This window comes from Methylovirgula sp. 4M-Z18 (assembly GCF_037890675.1).
Lineage (GTDB): Bacteria > Pseudomonadota > Alphaproteobacteria > Rhizobiales > Beijerinckiaceae > 4M-Z18.
In genome coordinates, this window is sequence record NZ_CP149574.1 from 2,609,085 (window position 1) to 2,625,434 (window position 16,350).

Here is a 16,350-nt window from a genome sequence, read left to right on the forward strand (position 1 = left end):
GGAACGCTCAACGTGCGGCGAAGAGGACGATGGAGGAGAGGACGATCAGATAAACCGCCCCCACGAAGAGGGGTGGATGCCAAACGTAACGGAGCAGGCTGAAACGATCGGCGATCCGGCACAGGATAATCGTGATGATCCAGGCGACGAGCAGCATCACCGCAATCGGCGCGACATAGACACCCAGGACATCGACTTCGACGAATTTCATGCGCGCGCTCCGGTATCGAAATAGGCACCATGCAAAGCGAGCGCCTCGGACAGCACGATAATGCTGCCGCGCGCCCGTAACACGGTTTGTGTCGCCATGCCGGCCTCCCCCTTCGCCGTCAAGACGGAGTCGAAACGCGCGAGCTCCGAAATGGCGCGCACACTATGGCCTTGCGAGACAGGTGTAAGCGCGCGCTCAAGGTCGGCGTCGAGACCGAGCCAAATGGCAAGGCAGCGGAGCTGAATGATTTCGCGGCCAACGGAAAAAGCCGCCAGCATTTGCGCCCGCTGCAATGGCGATGCTTCCGCCGGCAGCACAGCGAGCCGCCCGAAGACATGACCGTTCCAATCCCGATGTATGCGCCCCTTGGCCAAGCGGCGCAGGTCTTTCAAGGTGAGACGGAGAAGACGGCGCGCGCGAAAGCTGGGCAAAAGCGGCGGGATCAGGCGGAAGGACGCACAGGCGGCGAGGCAACCCGTCACCGTGGCCAAGCTGCTGTTGTAGAATCCCAGATCATTGTAGCTCATCAAATTCGTCGGCCCAAGCATCGAGACGAAGAGCATGGTCATGGCGTTGAACATGCCCGTCTGCCACGGTTTCCCCGCCCACAATGTCAGCGCACCAAGCGGAACCAGGCAGGCGCCTAGAACGAGACTAAAGGCGATGAAATTAGCCGGCACGCTCGGCAGCACGACGAAGTGGATGAATGCGGTCAGCGGCACGTCCATGACGACGCCGGTCGCGAAAGCGCGCGCGGTGGCATAGGCTTGATCGGCCCGCGGCGCGAGGAGAATGACCAGAACCATCGCCAGAACAATCGCGCCGACACCGCCCGGCCATCCCGTGATGACCCAGAACAAGGCGAGCGCGGCGATGGTCACAAAAGCGCGGGCGGCATTGACAAGCGCCGGCAGAAGATCGGGGACACGCAGATACATGGTGCCGCGCAAAGAGCGCGGGCGTTGCCCGTGAGCCACGAGCGCCAATCCTTCGAGCGCATGGACCATCCCCGCCAGCGCGACCGCCGTCTTGTCCGCAAGCAACCGCAGCGAAGGTGTATCTGCCGTAAGGCCGTTCAACCGCTGCACGCCGGCCTCGCACAGGTGCCGCAGATCGCGCGGATTGGCAGCCCACGACGTCCCGTCCGACCGCTCCACGACCGCGCGCAGTTCCGACGGAATACACTGCAGGACGATCTCCACTTGTTGCCGGTCCTCTCCCCGCAACAGCCGCCCCAAATGATTTCCAACCGCGGTCCAACCGACCAAGGCGGCGAAGAGGCCGTCGACCGCCCTTTGCATTACCGGCGAATGGGCCCGAATCTGCGACGACTCGCCGATCGTCTGATCGATCAGCGGATCAAGGGCAATCACACGTTTCAAGAGCTCGCGCCGCACGGGCCGCGTGTCGATTGGATCTTCACCCGCATGCGCCAACGTGTCGGCAAATCCGCGCATGATGTCGGCATAGAGCCGCGCCGAAGCGGCCGCAAGCTTCCGAGGCGCATCGCCGATATCGGTCACTGCGCGGATCGATCCGGCGCATGCGATACCGATGCCAATTTCGCTCGCGCGCCCGATCGCCAAATCGAAGACGGCGTCGGCATTGAGGCCGCCAACGGCCCCGAGCGCCCCGCCCGCAACGATCGCCACGGTGTAGCCGGAAAGGGCTGCGCCATAAGCGGCAAAATTCCGCAAGAGCGTCGCCGCGAAAGCCGAAGCGCCGGCCCATACGGCGATGCTCGTGAGAAACAAAAACCTGCTTTGCGGAAACCACGCCGCCAGCAACAGGCTGACCACAGCCCCAACCAGCGTGCCGAGAATGCGAAACCAGGCTTTCCGCAAGGATGAACCGACCTGCGGCAGGCACACGACCGCAGCGGTCGTGGCCGCCCATCCCGGCTCATCGAGCTCGAGCCGGAATGCAACATAGAGCGCAAGCACAATCGACAGCCAAAGGCGCAGGCCGTAGAGCAGCGGAATACCCACGGCCTTGAGCTTGGCGATCCGGTTTGCGGTCAAAGAAATCATGGACGTCGAAAGAAGCAAGTGTTGCCCGGCAATTTGGCCGCTTACGACAGGCTTGTCGACTCTCCCGAACCGCGGCGAGGTGTCTTTGAAATATTTTTTACACATCGCATATGTAGAAACCAGATCGAGACGTTGCGCGGATACGTCGGCCCTATTGCGGTCGATCGCTCGGCCCTCCACAATAAGATGAGAATCCATGTCGTCATCGAACGCCTGCGCTAAGGAGAAGCTCGATGAAAGTTGCCGGCCGTCATTACCGCACCATCTGGCCCCATGAGGATGGGCATTCGGTCGAGATCATCGACCAGCGCTGGCTGCCGCACGAATTCCGCGTCGTCACGCTCAAAACCGTGGAAGATGTCGCGACCGCCATTCGCGACATGTGGGTGCGCGGCGCGCCGCTGATCGGGGTCACGGCGGCCTATGGCATCGCCATCGCGATGCACGCCGATCCGAGCGAGGCGTCGCTCGACAAGGCCCGGACCCTTTTGAACGCGACCCGCCCGACCGCGGTCAATCTGCGCTGGGCGCTGGATGTCATGCGCGACCATTTGCACCCGCTCGCGCCAGAAAACCGCGCGAAAGCTGCTTATGAAAAGGCGGCGCAAATTGCCGACGAGGATGTCGCGTTGAACAGCAGCATCGGCCGCAACGGGCTCGCGGTCGTGCGCGAGATTGCCGCGCGCAAGAAGCCTGGCGAGCCGGTGAATATCCTGACCCATTGCAACGCCGGGTGGCTCGCAACGGTCGATTACGGAACTGCGACGGCACCGATCTATATGGCGATGGAGGCCGGCATCAAAGTCCATGTCTATGTGGACGAAACCAGGCCGCGCAATCAGGGCGCACAGCTCACCGCATGGGAGCTCAACGAGCATGGCGTGCCGCACACGCTGATCGTGGACAACGCGGGCGGCCATCTCATGCAGCACGGCGCGGTCGATATGGTCATTGTCGGCACCGATCGCACCACGGCCGACGGCGATGTCTGCAACAAGATCGGCACATATTTGAAAGCGCTTGCCGCCCACGACAATCGCGTCCCCTTCTATGTCGCGCTGCCTTCGCCGACCATCGACTGGACGGTGCGCGACGGGATCCGCGAAATTCCGATCGAAGAGCGCAATGGCGATGAAGTCAGTTTTGTGCAGGGCCGCAACGAGAAGGGCGATATTTCGCTGGTCCGCATTTCGCCGGAAGCAAGCCCCTCCGCCAATCCCGCCTTCGACGTGACACCAGCGCGGCTCGTCACCGGCCTCATCACGGAACGCGGCATCGCGGAGGCCTCAGCCGCCGGTCTCAAGGCGATGTTTCCCGAGCGGAGCTGACGATCAGGGCCCATAGCGATCAGCGCAGTGCCTAAGAGCGGCGCCGCGCCTTTTTCATCTTTCATCTCCCCTCGGCCACCTTGCGGCAAGATTCTTTTGGAGCAGGCATGCGCGCGTTTCTCATCGATACAGATACGGCTTCCGACGACGCCGTCGCGATCATCATGGCGTTGTCGACGCCAGACGTCCGCGTCCTGGGGCTGACCACCGTCGCCGGCAATGTCGGGTTGGAACAAGCGACGCGCAACGCCCTCTATACGGCCGAGATCTGCGGCGCGGATGTGCCCGTCTTCAAAGGCGCCGCCGCGCCGCTCACCCGCGCCCATGAACATGCGCATTGGTTCCATGGCCACGATGGATTGGGTGACCGCAACTATCCGGCGCCCGCGCGCAGCGCGGAAGCCGAACATGCGGTCGACGCCATCATCCGCTTGTGCCATGCCGAGCCGGGCTTGACGCTCGTGACGCTTGGCCCGCTCACGAATGTCGCATTGGCCGTGGCGAAAGACCCGTCGATTGTCGGTAAGATCGCGCGCTGCGTCGTGATGGGCGGCGCGCCCTGCTGCGAAGGCAATGTCACGCCCGCAGCCGAATACAATATCTGGGTTGATCCCGAAGCTGCGCGCATGGTCTTTCGCGGTGGCTTGCCGATCGAAATGGTGGGCTGGCACGTGTCGCGCGGTGACAGTGTCGTGACGGAAGACGAGATCGCCGCGATCCTGGCACTCGGCACCGCAAAAGCCCGTTTTGCCATCGACTGCAACGGCCGTGCGAAGGAGGCTTATTTCGTCCAGACGGGCGAGCGCGGCCTTTCGCTTGCCGATCCAACGGCGATGGCCGTCGCGCTCGACCGCACGATCGGAACGACGTGGAGCCGTCATTTCGTCGAGATCGAATGCGCCAGCGAATCGACCCGTGGCATGACGATCGTCGACCGGCTCAATGTCGCCCGGAACGCCGACAACGCCGTCGCATGGAAGCATGCGCTCGGCACCGGCATAAAGGCCGACATCTGCTGGACTTTAGATGCTGCGCGTTTCAAGGCGATGCTGGTCGAAACGCTGAAGTGAAGCGAAAGAGGACCGAGCGCGGTTCCGCACAATCGCGCTCGTTCCGCTGCATCATGAAGCAGATGGCCGCCTCGGCGCCATATTTGGCCACTTCATGCCTCGGCCTGATCGGCTGTGTTGTGGTATGTGCGAGCGATCGCTCAACCAAAGAGCTTTATCTCGATGCGGCTTGACAGCAAGAAAATCTCCTCTCCATTATGCGGGCCTATCGAGCGCCCTTTTTTCACGGCACCACCCGGTGCGCTGCGTGCGGGGACAAGCCAATGAGCGATACGGCAAAGGTGGAAACTCCGGGCCCTGTCTCGTCAGGTGCCAAGGAGCGGCCGGCGGAAGCGTCGGCACTGCCGAGGGTCATCCTCTTCTCCGTTGTCGTCGCGTGCATCGTCGCGCTGGCGCTTTGGTATGCTGCACAACCGCAACCGCTTCTGGTGCAAGGCGAAGCCGATGCGCGCCGGATCGACATTGCCGCCCGCGTCGATGGCCGGGTCAGCGAACGACCGGTTGATCGGGGGCAGAATGTCAAGGCTGGCGACCTGCTCGTAGCCATCGACAATCCAGAGCTTGTCGACAAGCTCAACGAGGCCAAGGCCGCGCGCGGGGTGGCCGCTGCGAACCTGGCCCGCATCCTGGTCGGAACGCGGCAAGAAATCATCGATGCCCGGAAAGCGGCGATCGCCTCGGCCGAAGCGAATGTGAAGCTGCAGCAGCAGACCTATGACCGCACCCGCAAGCTGTCCGAGAGCAGCATTGCGTCGATCCAAAGCTTGGAAGAATCGACAGCATCGCTGGAAGTGGCGAACCGGGCGCTCGATCAGGCAAAGGCATCGTTGGCAGAAGCCATCGCAGGCTATACGCCCGAGGAAAAAGGCGTCGCAGCCGCGAGCGTCACGCAGGCTGATGCCGCGATCGCCAGCCTCCAGGCGCAGGTCGACGAGTTGACGATCAAGGCGCCCTCTGACAGCCAAGTCTATCAGGTCGGCGTCGAAATCGGCGAATATGTCGCGCCCGGCGTGCCGCTCCTCTCGCTTGTCGATCTCAATGACGTTTGGCTCCGGTTCGATTTGCGTGAAGACCTCGTCAAACGGATCAAGGTCGGCGACAAGCACAAAGTGCATATCCCCGCGCTCGGCAACCGCGAGATCACCGCCGAAATCCGTTGGATCGCTGCAAGAGGCGAGTATACGAGCTGGCGCGCCACCCGCGCGACCGGCGATTTCGACTTGCGCACGTTTGAGGTGCGCGCTTACCCGACCGAGAAAATTCCGGAATTGCGGCCTGGCATGAGCGCCTATCTCGACGTTCAGGAGGCGAAATAAAATGGCGGGCGTGGCAGCCGTCGCTGCGCGCGAGGTCGCATGGCTGCGGCGCGATTTCGTCGCACGGCTCCTTGTTCTCTATCTTCCCTTGATCGTCATCGGCGCTCTGACGATCATCTTCAGCAATGGCGTCATTCGGAACCTGCATATAGACGTCGTCGACGCGGATCGGACCGCGATTTCCGACGGTCTGGTCCAGACGGTAGATGCGTCCCCCAATATTCGGATCACCTCGCGCGCGACCGATCTGACAAGCGCGATGCACGCGATCCGCTCGGGCGAGGCGATTGCCTCCGTCTTCATTCTGGAAAATTTTCAGCGTGACCTTCTCGCCGGCCGGCGCCCGCAGGTCATCGGATTTTACAACAAACAATTCTTCACGCCCGGAAATGTAGCCAACAGCGCGATTCAAAGTGCGGTATCGGCCTTTGCCGCGGCGCTGCCCAAGGCGTCGAGCGGCTCGCATTCCTATGCGCCCGGCACGCTTGTGCCGCAGCAATATGCTTTGAACAATCCCGAACTCAATTATGCGCAGTTCCTCTTGCGCGCCGTCATACCAACCGTGTTGCACGTTCTCATCGGCATTACGGGCGCCTTTTCAGTCGGTTCGGAATTCGGCCCGAAGCGCAACATTCGGGAATGGCTGCAAACGGCGGGCGGCAGCCCGTTGAAGGCCCTCGTGGGCAAGCTTCTGCCCTATCTTGGCATCTTCATCCTCATGCTGGTGGTGGATCTGTTCGTCGTTCATGGCTTCTTCCGCATTCAATTCCGCGGAGTTCCTTATATTGTCGCGGCAGGAGCCATTTTGATGACGATCGCCTATTTGCTGATGGGCGCATTCTTCACGCTTCTGACCAAGCAATTGCCGCTAGGGCTCTCGCTCACCGGCATGGTTTGTTCCCCCGCTTTCGGCTTTGCCGGCGTCGGGTTTCCCACGATCGGCATGGAAGGCTTTGCCCATGTGTGGGGATCGCTCCTGCCCTTGCGCTGGTATATCCAGATCCTCTTCGATCAGGCGGCGCGTGACGTGCCGATGCGGGATTCGCTCGTGCCCTTGAGCATCTTATTTACGCTCGCCAGCGCGCTGTTCGTCCTGTCCTGGCTCAGGGCAGCAGCGGTTCTGCGCAATCCGCCGCAACACACATCCACGCCTGCGCCCGAGCCGATCATTGGGCGACTGACGATTTTTCGCGCCTTTAAGGAGGAATACGGCCGTGTGCTACGCGATGTCGGCGCGTTCGGCCTCTTCGTCATCGCGCCGACGCTGTATGCCGCCTATTATCCGCAACCCTATGTCGGGCAACTCGTGCGCAACGTCCCAATCGCGGTGGTCGACGACGACAATACCGAGTTGAGCCGCGCCATCATCCAAAACCTGAATGCGGATGAAGCCCTTCGCGTCGCGCGACGTCCCCTCAATCTGTCTGACGCACAAGCGGAAATCGCAAGGCGCGAAGTTTTCGGCGTCGTGAGCATTCCCGCGGGAACGGAACGCGATTATCTCAAAGGCAACAGCGCGCGCATCCCGGTCTACGCCGATTCCGCCTATTTCCTCTTGTACAATCGTACCGCAGGGGGAATCAGCGAAGCCATCGCGGCGGTCGGGACCGATTATCAAGCGGGGCCGGCGCGTTCGGACGGCAGCCTTTATCATGCGGCCGTCTCAAGGGCCGCGCCGGTCGAATTCGTCAGTACGCCGCTGTTCAATCCGACCGGCGGTTATCTCTCCTATGTGGTTCCCGCCGCCCTCATCCTTATCTTGCAACAAACGCTGCTCATGGGTGTCGCAACATTGGGCGGCGTGAACACATCGCAGCGCGGCCAGGAAGCTCGGCTGCAGCGGGGAGAGCCGGCTGCAATCATCGGCCAGAGCCTGGCGCATTTTGCCCTCGTTCTGCCGTTTTACCTCCTCTACCTTTTCGTGTTGCCGCGCATCTACGGCTATGCGTCGACTGACCATTATGTTGACCTCCTGGCGATCGTCGTGCCCTTCATCTTCGCCGTTAGTTTGCTCGGCCAATTTGTCGGCGCCATCGTCAAACGCCGTGAAACGGCCGTGATCGTGATGATGGGCCTCGGCCTGCCGCTGTTCTTCATGGTCGGCGTGTCGTGGCCGGTGGACGCGATGCCGCAAATCGCGCGCGTCATTGCCAGCGCGATTCCCTCCACCTTCGGCATCGACGGCATCGTGCGCGTCAATCAGATGGGTGCATCGATCGGTGACGTATCGCATGATTGCATCAGGCTTTGGGTCATGGCGCTGGTTTACGGAACGCTGGCGTTCATCGCCACGCGCCGGTTTTCCTTCGCGGAGGCTCCTCCATGAGCAGCGGGCGCAAAAAACTGCTTGTGATTTTGACGGTCGTCCTCGTGGCCGGAGGCGGCTATTATTATTATCAGATGCAGAGCGAACCGCCATCCGCGCCTATTATCGGCATGGTGCGGCAAACCGAAATTCGCCTTGCGCCGGAAGTCAACGGACGTCTGCAGAACGTCGCCGTCTCACCGGGCCAACATGTTGCGAAAGGCGATTTGCTCGCGCTCATCGACAACCCCGATCTGGTGGCCGCAGTGGGTGAAGGCGAAGCCGCGCTGGTGAATGCCCGCGCGGATCGCGCCAATGTCGATGCCGGCGTCCGCAAAGAGGAAGTACAAATCGACGCGGAAGCCGTGCACACGGCCGAGGCGAATTTGACGCTCGCGCAGCAGGTCAATACCCGCACGACATCGCTGGCGCAGCAAAACATCGACAGCCGCTCCCAAGCGGAACTCACCCAGGCGACCCTCGCCAAGGCCGCTGCCGATCTCGACCAGAAAAAGGCCATCTACGCGGAAGCGTTGGCGGGTCCCATTTCGGAAGAGAGGGCATTGGCCGCTGCGAAGGTAACGCAATCCTCTGCCGCAGTGACCTCATCGCGCGCGAAGCTGGACAAGACGCGGATCATCGCGCCAGGCAATGGCACGATCGGCACCACGGTCTCCGAGCTTGGCGAAGTCCTCACGCCCGGCAAGCCGGTGCTGACGTTCATTCCCGACGGCGGGACATGGTTTGCCTTCACCGTGCGCGAGGATAATCTGGATGGCTTGGCCATCGGCAGCAAGGTCACACTCGATCTTGATGACGGCAAACAGGAGCAAGGAACGGTCACCGAATTTCGTCCCCTTGGCGAATTCGCGACGTGGCGCGCAGCAAGGGCGGTGGGCGACCACGATCTCAATAGCTTCTTTATCCGCGTGGATCCGACTGGCGACAGCGGTGGGCTTTCCCCTGGAATGACCGTTTTCCTGCACAAGTGACGTGCGCACGGTAGACATGCCCGCACCGAAAGCCTGGCGCAATTGCGCGGAAAGGCCGCAATCAGACCCGATAGCGGCACATTCAGGTCGGCGAGACACAAAACTGTCTGTATCGCGAGATTCAGGTTCGAAGATTGAACAAATCGCGGATCCGCGCGACTACGCTCGGCACCGTTTCGAGATGCCTGTGCCCGCTCCCCTGCTCCAGCACATGCTTGGCATGCGCGGTGCGTTTGGCGAGAATCGTCCCGAGTTCCTCGGCAATCGCCGGACGATCATGCATCAGCCCCGCCAAGCTCGCCTGGCTGATTTCATACACCACCACGAAGGTCAGAGCACGAACGGTTGTCAGCTCGCCGGCGCCTGTCAACAGACCGACTTCGCCAAAGAAATTGCCGGGCGCCAGGCGGCCCAGTTCTGTTTCTCGCATGTGATCGCTCTGCGTGACCGCGGCGACACCGGTGCGCAACACCATCAATGAGGTCAGCACGTCGCCCTGCTTGACCAGAATCTCGTCCTTGCGGAACGTCCGGCGGGTCATCGTCGCGGCGAGCGCTTCCTTCTCGTCTTCAGTCAACGACGCGAAAATCGGGATCGCATCGAGCAGGCGCAATTGCGTTGTCCGATGCTGCGCCGGCGCTTCCTCCGCCTTCGAATCCATCAGCGCAAGGCTGCCTTCAAGCGGCGCTGCGAGGATCAGACCGGCGGCTTTGGAATGACGATAAACCAAGTCGAGAACCTCGCTTCGCGCCGATGCAATGAGCGAGATGTCGGCCACGTGAAAGAACAATTCGAGCCGAACGGCCGCCGCGTCGAGATCAGTGATTTGGACGCTTGGTTCGGGCCGCGTCAGAATGATATCGCTGCTCAAGAGAACCGAACGCATGACGTCGGCCGCGATCGCCGGCTGAACCGTCGGCCGGAACCGGACGGCGATGGTCATTCCGTGGGTCCGATCCGGGCTGCTCATATTGGTGAGCCGCGCCTTGGCCAGATCGTTGTTCGGCACGATGACCAGATCGTTCACGCCGTTGAGCAGGTGGGTGGCGCGCCAATTGGTTTCGACGACCTTGCCTTCGATCCCATTCGCCAGGACAAGCCAATCGCCAACACCGTAGGGTCGGCTCAAGTTCAGCGCGATGCCGGAAAAGACGTCGCTGAGCGAGCTCTGCATGGCAAGGCCGAGAATGACGGCGACGACGCCCGACGTCGCCATCAAAGTGCCGATCGGCGCGTCAAAGACATAGGACATCACCGAGAGGATAGCCCCAACATAGATGATGCCGACGACCAGATCCTGCAGCAGCCGCCCTTCGCGCGGGGTCCGTTCGAAAATCAGGAACACCCGCACGATACTGATCAGAAACCACGCGGCATTCGTCCACCAAATGATTTTGGCAAGCCCGATGAAGACACGCTGAAGATTTGGCTCCGGGGGCGCAGGCTCGTAGGGCACGATCCCATGCGCGAGCAGCAAGGCCGTCAGGGCAACAAAAAACAGCGACTGCCCAATCAAGCGGCGGGTCGGATGATTGCGCAATAGAATGCGCGTCACCAATGCCCCGATGACGGCAAGCAGCCCTGTTTGAACGAAAGGATCGGCGAGGATGTCGGTCATGATGCGTGCACCGATTTCTACGCGTTTGGGTTTTGCGGTCAACTCCGGTGATCCGGTCGAGGCCGTTATAGGCGCGGGTGATGACGCCACCGACGCTGTCTTGCAAGCTCGTCAGCCGGGCGGCGCGAACCCAGACTATATGCATCGCGCTCCCAAAAACGCCCCTGTCACGCGGCCCCCATCAACGAGTCAGATTCAGTTCGGATTCAATATGGCCCTAATCGCTTGCAGGAGCCGCTCGTCGGAGCGAGATTTTCTTCGAAGTACGTCCAACCCGAGCGCAATTCCCTCCTTTCCATTCTTAGTGGAACTGGGGAACAGTTCGGCAAATATGCGGATCGCCGCTTCGAGGTCATACGATCTTGCAATCAAATCGCCGACCGCCCAGCAAAAATTCAAATTATTATACCTCGCGTATTTCCGCGCATACCCTCCATAAGAGCGAATTTTTGTTGCTCAGTTAATCTCCCCATATCGGTAGAAAGTTCCATCACGAATGAATCAATTCCATTCTTTGAAAATAGTTTGTCACTAGACAATATATCTATGATTATCTCAAAACACTCATCTGGAAGGGCTGCTGAGGACAGGGATATACCCCTGTATAACCTGATGAGGGTGTCGAACGATTTTCGACCCCGTTCGGAGTCTGAGAATAGCGCGCCCCTAAGCTTCTCAACGTCATCCTTCATGTTTCCTATCACCTTCACGGCGCTTTCCTGCTCTGGGCTGCTCTCACCCGAATCGCTCGATCGCTCAGCGGCGGAAATGCTTAGGTGTGTGTCCCGTCCAACGGCGGAACGCCCGGCGAAAATTCGCCGGATCGGCAAAGCCCAGCGCGGCCGCCACATCCTCATTGGCCATCGTGGTTTCCTTGAGATATTTGATGGCGAGTTCGCTGCGAACTTCGTCCAGGAGCGCCCGAAACGAGGTTTGCTCGCCAAGCAGACGCCTCCGGATGGTGCGGCCCGTCATGCCCAGTTGCGCGGCCACATTCTCGAGTGTCGCCTTCCGCGGGCCTATCTGCACGATCGCCCGTCGCACTTGGGCCGCAACGCCGCGATAGGATTCCATACCCGCCAGCAAAGCGTCGCATGCCTCGACCACGGCCGAATGGGTCGCACGGTTGCCGAGCTTCGGCATCTCATCGAGCGCGGCGGAGTCAAAGCTGATCTGATTGGCTTTTTGTCCCCAGCGCACGGGGCATCCGACCAATTCCTCGCTCAAATTGAAATCGCTTCCCCGCTCGTGGCGCAGCGAGATTTCGCGCGGCACGAAAGACGGCCCCATAATGTCGCGGTGAAGGGACGTGTGGATGCCGACCTGCAATTCGACGATGAATCGCGAGAGGCGGTCATCCATCTTCGGATTGGGAAGCGTCTCGATCGTCCACGTCGACACCGCATCGTGCTCGGAAAACGCAATCGTCGCGAGCGGGGCCGCGAGCAGATGATACCTGGTCGCGAACTCCATCGCCCACCGGAAATTCGGACAGCTCAGAATCGCAAATCCGTACATGCCGTAGACCGAGAGGTGGATCGATGTCCCGATCCGGTAGGGTAGATGCGGATCCGACGAGAGCCGCATGGCATTGGCGCAGACCGTCAACAATTGTTCTTGCGAGATGCGGATTTCGTGGGAATGAAGCTCGGAAAAAGGAATATGCGTTCCCTTCAAAGCCTCTGACGGCGAAACGCCTTGCGCGATCAGATCATCGACAATCGCTCCTGCCTTGGTGGCCGAATGAATCCGCTCGACGCTTCTGATTTCCAACATGGTTCCCACCCCTTGTCTTCCAACACATCTTTAGCCGCGCCAAGTCGGTTTTCTTCTTTTCTAAGGCGCCCGACACAAAACAGGAATTAAAGATTTTAAGGCTGGTAAAACTGCGTTGCGAAAATCATCAGCCGAGAGGCCGACATGAGTCGCGGGGGCTTGCCGCGGCATCGCGCCCTGCGGAACCCCTTCTTCTAATCTTTCAGATTCGCTTTCCCGAGCAACCACAAATAGGCCGGCCAGGGCAAGAGATTCAGCGCCTTCAGAGGCCAGGCAAGACGGCGCGGAAAGGTGATTTCGAAGCCGCTACGCTGGAAGCCGTCGCAAATGCGCCGCGCCGCGACATCCGCCTCCATCAAAAACGGCATGGGGAATTTGTTCTTGGCTGTGAGAGGCGTGCGGATAAAACCCGGATTGAGCACCTGAAACAGCAGATTGTCGCGCGCATGTTTCAAGCGCAGGCCGGCGGCAACATGGATCAACGCCGCCTTGCTGGCGCCATAGGCGATGGCGGTCGGCAACGGTCCGTAGCCGGCAATCGAGGCGTTGATGATAATCTGACCCTTGCCCTGTTCCGTCATCGCCGGCAGGAGCGGTTGCAGACAATTTAGCGTGCCGGTCAGATTGAGATCAAAGGTCCGCCGGGACCCTTCGCCGCCAAAGCCGAGGCCCTTGTCCGGCACGTTGCTCCCGGCATTCAAAAACGCCAGCACGATCGGCCCGAGATCGGCACGGATCTGCGGGATCGCCGCCGCCGTCGCCGCCGCGTCCAGCACGTCAAGCGGATAGGCGCGGACGGTGCCAGCCATGCCGGCCGCCGTGGCCACAAGATCCTGCAGGGCATCGGCACGGCGCGCGCTCGCAGCGACCCGATAGCCGCGCCGCGCCAGTTCCAACGCTACGACATAACCAATTCCCGAACTCGCGCCCGTCACCCACGCACATCCGTCCGGAGGCCGCGCGCGATACATCAAGCGCGAGCTTCCGTGGGAAAGGCGGCCTGCAAAGCCTTGCTCATCGGACATTTCAGCGCCAGCCGAGGCGCGCGGACCGCAAAGCACAGGCACGTGGCCGTGCCCATCACATGCGCCTGCCAGGCCGGATCCTGCCGTACCACGATATCGCCGGTCCGATGGTCGTTGGCGCCATCGCTGAGCACGCCCGTCAGCACCAGGATGAATTCGACATCCTCGCCGAGCGCACACGTCGGAAAGGCCACCCCCGGCTGCATTTCGACCAGGCGGCCTTTGCCCTCGCCGCAGGCGCCAAGCTTGCACATACGCAAGCCGTTCTCGAACGGCGACCAGGCCACGGAATCGAAACAGGAGCCGGCATAGGCACGCAAGGCCCGCGGCACCGTTTCCCCGGTCATCGCCTTTTCGGGGGAGGAAAGCTGGCCGCAGCCATAGATCGCGGCAAGCTTGGCGTCGCGCCCCGGCACCGGCTGCGGGCGGCAGCAATCGAGCTCATTGGTCGCCAAAGTCTCCAGCGCCGCGACATATTGCCGGTTGCTCGGATTGAGGCAAAGATGCGCTCCCATCATCGCATGTAAAGCGGGGGGCAAGGTCCCAGCGGCATAGGCTGCCAGCAAACCATGCAGCCATTTTTCCTGGCCGATAACCCCTCCCGGCTCATTTTGATGGTACATCGCACACACTCACATCCGTTAAACCAAACTAGCAGGCTCCATTCCTTGCGTGACCGTAGATCCTGTAACAGATCTGTGGAAAAGAACACTCTCAGACCCATATAGGCAGCAAAATCCACAATCCAGCCAGACGCAGCCAAAAAATCACGTTCTACCCAGCGAAACTATTCGCTAGTCTCCCTGCAAAACCGCAACTTCCGTCTTGGGCCCTCATGTCTTTCAAATCCGACGTCATCGCCGCCATCGGCCATACCCCACTGATCAAGCTCCGCCGTGCCTCCGAGGAGACCGGCTGCACCATCCTGGGCAAGGCCGAATTCATGAATCCGGGCGGCTCGGTCAAGGATCGCGCGGCGCTGGCGATCATCCAGGACGCGGTGAAGTCCGGCGCGTTGCGGCCGGGCGGCGTGATCGTGGAAGGAACGGCCGGCAATACCGGCATCGGCCTTGCCATGGTGGCCAATGCGCTCGGCTTTCGCACGGTGATCGTCATCCCCGACACGCAAAGCCAGGAAAAGAAGGACATGCTGCGCCTGCAGGGCGCCGAGTTGATCGAGGTGCCGGCCGTCCCCTACGCCAACCCTAACAATTATGTGAAATATTCCGGGCGGCTGGCCGAGAAATACAAGCAGAGCGAACCGAACGGCGCGATCTGGGCCAATCAATTCGACAATGTCGCCAATCGCCACGGCCATTATGAGACGACGGGACCGGAAATCTACGAGCAGCTTGCAGGCAAGATCGACGGTTTCACCTGCGCGGTCGGCTCGGGCGGCACGATCGCGGGAGTCGGCATGGCGTTGAAGGCACGCAACCCCAATATCAAGATCGCGCTGTCCGACCCGATGGGGGCCGCGCTCTATTCCTGGTACACGGACCATGTTTTGAAATCGGAAGGCTCGTCGATCACGGAAGGGATCGGGCAGGGCCGCGTCACCGCCAATCTCGTCGATGCGCCGATCGATGTTGCGTTTCAAATTCCCGATGAAGAGGCGCTGCCGATCGTCTTCGATCTTGCCGAGAACGAGGGGCTGCTGCTCGGCGGCTCTTCGGGCATTAATATCGCCGGCGCCATCCGCCTCGCCAAACGCCTCGGCCCCGGCCATACGATCGTGACGATCCTTGCCGATTCGGGCGTGCGCTATCAGAGCAAATTGTTCAACCCGGATTTCCTGCGCAGCAAGAACCTGCCCGTCCCCGCGTGGATGGACAGGCCTGCGCCCGTCGCGGATATGACCATATGACCGAGTTGCTGTTTCGCGCCGACGCTTATCTCAAACAGGCTGAGGCGCAGGTCTTAGCCGTCAACGAGCGCGGCGGCATCGTCCTCAACCGCACGATTTTCTATGCGCAAGGCGGCGGCCAGCCCGGTGACAAGGGTATGCTGCGGCGCAGCGACGGCCGCGAGATCGCCATAGCGACCACCGTCTATGACGCCGACAAGACGACCGTCGTGCACGTGCCCGCCGAGGGGCAGGATCTCCCGGCGCCCGGCGAAGCGGTTGCCCTGCTCTTGGATTGGCCGGTGCGCTATTCGCGCATGCGGGCGCATACTGCGCTGCATTTGCTTTCGGTCGCCCTGCCCTATCCCGTCACCGGCGGCGCGATCGGCGACGGCGACGGACGTCTCGATTTCGACATTCCCGAAGCCGGGCTCGACAAGGCGGAGATCGAAGCCAAGCTGAAAGCAATGGTCGCGAGCAATGCCGAAGTGCGACAGAGTTGGATTACCGACGACGAATTGCTCGCCAATCCAGGTCTTGTCAAAACCATGTCGGTGAAGCCGCCGATGGGCACGGGGCGCGTCCGGCTGATCGAGATCGTGGGACTCGATTTGCAGCCGTGCGGCGGTACCCATGTCGGCACATTGGGCGAGATCGGCGCGATCGAAGTGACATCAATCGAAAAGAAGGGCAAGCAAAACCGCCGGGTGCGGATCGCGCTTCGCTAAGAAAGGAAAGCTTTGCAAAAGCGCAGCGTGAAACTCTCCGTGTAGTCAAAAAGTCCTAAGCCTTGCGCCAATAACAACGCCAAATTCAACATGGCGATCAGCACG

14 protein-coding genes are annotated in these 16,350 nt (G+C 60.9%); 7 read left to right on the top strand and 7 right to left on the bottom strand.

Translation table 11 applies throughout. The features are described 5' to 3' along the window. Positions 1–7: 7 nt before the first annotated feature. Positions 8–211 carry a DUF1656 domain-containing protein gene (locus tag V9T28_RS12105; protein ID WP_116399197.1) on the bottom strand — a complete coding sequence of 68 codons (204 nt, stop codon included), beginning with the start codon at positions 209–211 and terminating at the stop codon, positions 8–10. Next, a complete protein-coding gene (locus V9T28_RS12110; protein WP_158554706.1) occupies positions 208–2,241 on the bottom strand; it encodes an FUSC family protein in 2,034 nt (677 codons plus the stop codon). Before V9T28_RS12110 ends, V9T28_RS12105 begins: the two co-directional genes overlap by 4 nt. 233 nt (positions 2,242–2,474) lie before the next feature. Between V9T28_RS12110 and mtnA the strand changes: the two genes are divergently transcribed. From mtnA to V9T28_RS12135, 5 genes are all read left to right on the top strand, one after another. Next, positions 2,475–3,569 (top strand): S-methyl-5-thioribose-1-phosphate isomerase, encoded by a 1,095-nt coding sequence (gene mtnA, locus V9T28_RS12115; RefSeq protein ID WP_116399199.1) that lies wholly within the window; start codon positions 2,475–2,477, stop codon positions 3,567–3,569. Between the two features lie 107 nt (positions 3,570–3,676). After that, a complete protein-coding gene (locus V9T28_RS12120) occupies positions 3,677–4,639 on the top strand; it encodes a nucleoside hydrolase (RefSeq protein WP_116399200.1) in 963 nt (320 codons plus the stop codon). Between the two features lie 263 nt (positions 4,640–4,902). Next, the gene (locus V9T28_RS12125; protein WP_116399201.1) at positions 4,903–5,955 is read left to right on the top strand and encodes an HlyD family secretion protein; all 1,053 of its coding nucleotides are present in this window, start codon (positions 4,903–4,905) and stop codon (positions 5,953–5,955) included. A 1-nt stretch (position 5,956) separates the two neighbouring features. Further along, positions 5,957–8,281, top strand: coding sequence for an ABC transporter permease (locus tag V9T28_RS12130; protein ID WP_116399202.1), 2,325 nt, complete (start codon positions 5,957–5,959; stop codon positions 8,279–8,281). Beyond that, complete coding sequence (locus V9T28_RS12135; RefSeq protein ID WP_116399203.1) at positions 8,278–9,252, top strand: HlyD family secretion protein; 975 nt, start codon at positions 8,278–8,280, stop codon at positions 9,250–9,252. The genes V9T28_RS12130 and V9T28_RS12135 overlap by 4 nt, the downstream gene beginning before the upstream one ends. 121 nt (positions 9,253–9,373) lie before the next feature. Here the strand turns inward: V9T28_RS12135 and V9T28_RS12140 are convergent, their stop codons facing one another. The 5 genes from V9T28_RS12140 to V9T28_RS12160 form a co-directional block, all read right to left on the bottom strand. Further along, positions 9,374–10,870 carry a cyclic nucleotide-binding domain-containing protein gene (locus tag V9T28_RS12140; RefSeq protein WP_116399204.1) on the bottom strand — a complete coding sequence of 499 codons (1,497 nt, stop codon included), beginning with the start codon at positions 10,868–10,870 and terminating at the stop codon, positions 9,374–9,376. A 395-nt stretch (positions 10,871–11,265) separates the two neighbouring features. Further along, positions 11,266–11,580, bottom strand: coding sequence for a hypothetical protein (locus tag V9T28_RS12145; RefSeq protein WP_210210405.1), 315 nt, complete (start codon positions 11,578–11,580; stop codon positions 11,266–11,268). 46 nt (positions 11,581–11,626) lie between these two features. Beyond that, positions 11,627–12,646 carry an AraC family transcriptional regulator gene (locus tag V9T28_RS12150; protein WP_116399207.1) on the bottom strand — a complete coding sequence of 340 codons (1,020 nt, stop codon included), beginning with the start codon at positions 12,644–12,646 and terminating at the stop codon, positions 11,627–11,629. Positions 12,647–12,840: 194 nt separating this feature from the next. Continuing rightward, positions 12,841–13,581 carry an SDR family NAD(P)-dependent oxidoreductase gene (locus tag V9T28_RS12155; protein ID WP_245423887.1) on the bottom strand — a complete coding sequence of 247 codons (741 nt, stop codon included), beginning with the start codon at positions 13,579–13,581 and terminating at the stop codon, positions 12,841–12,843. A 35-nt stretch (positions 13,582–13,616) separates the two neighbouring features. Beyond that, positions 13,617–14,294 carry a hypothetical protein gene (locus V9T28_RS12160; protein ID WP_116399209.1) on the bottom strand — a complete coding sequence of 226 codons (678 nt, stop codon included), beginning with the start codon at positions 14,292–14,294 and terminating at the stop codon, positions 13,617–13,619. 212 nt (positions 14,295–14,506) lie between these two features. Between V9T28_RS12160 and V9T28_RS12165 the strand changes: the two genes are divergently transcribed. After that, positions 14,507–15,538, top strand: a complete 1,032-nt coding sequence (locus V9T28_RS12165; RefSeq protein ID WP_116399210.1) for a cysteine synthase A — start codon at positions 14,507–14,509, stop codon at positions 15,536–15,538. After that, positions 15,535–16,245: an alanyl-tRNA editing protein gene (locus tag V9T28_RS12170; protein WP_116399211.1), complete on the top strand. Its 711-nt coding sequence runs from the start codon at positions 15,535–15,537 to the stop codon at positions 16,243–16,245. The genes V9T28_RS12165 and V9T28_RS12170 overlap by 4 nt, the downstream gene beginning before the upstream one ends. The last annotated feature ends 105 nt before the right edge of the window (positions 16,246–16,350 follow it).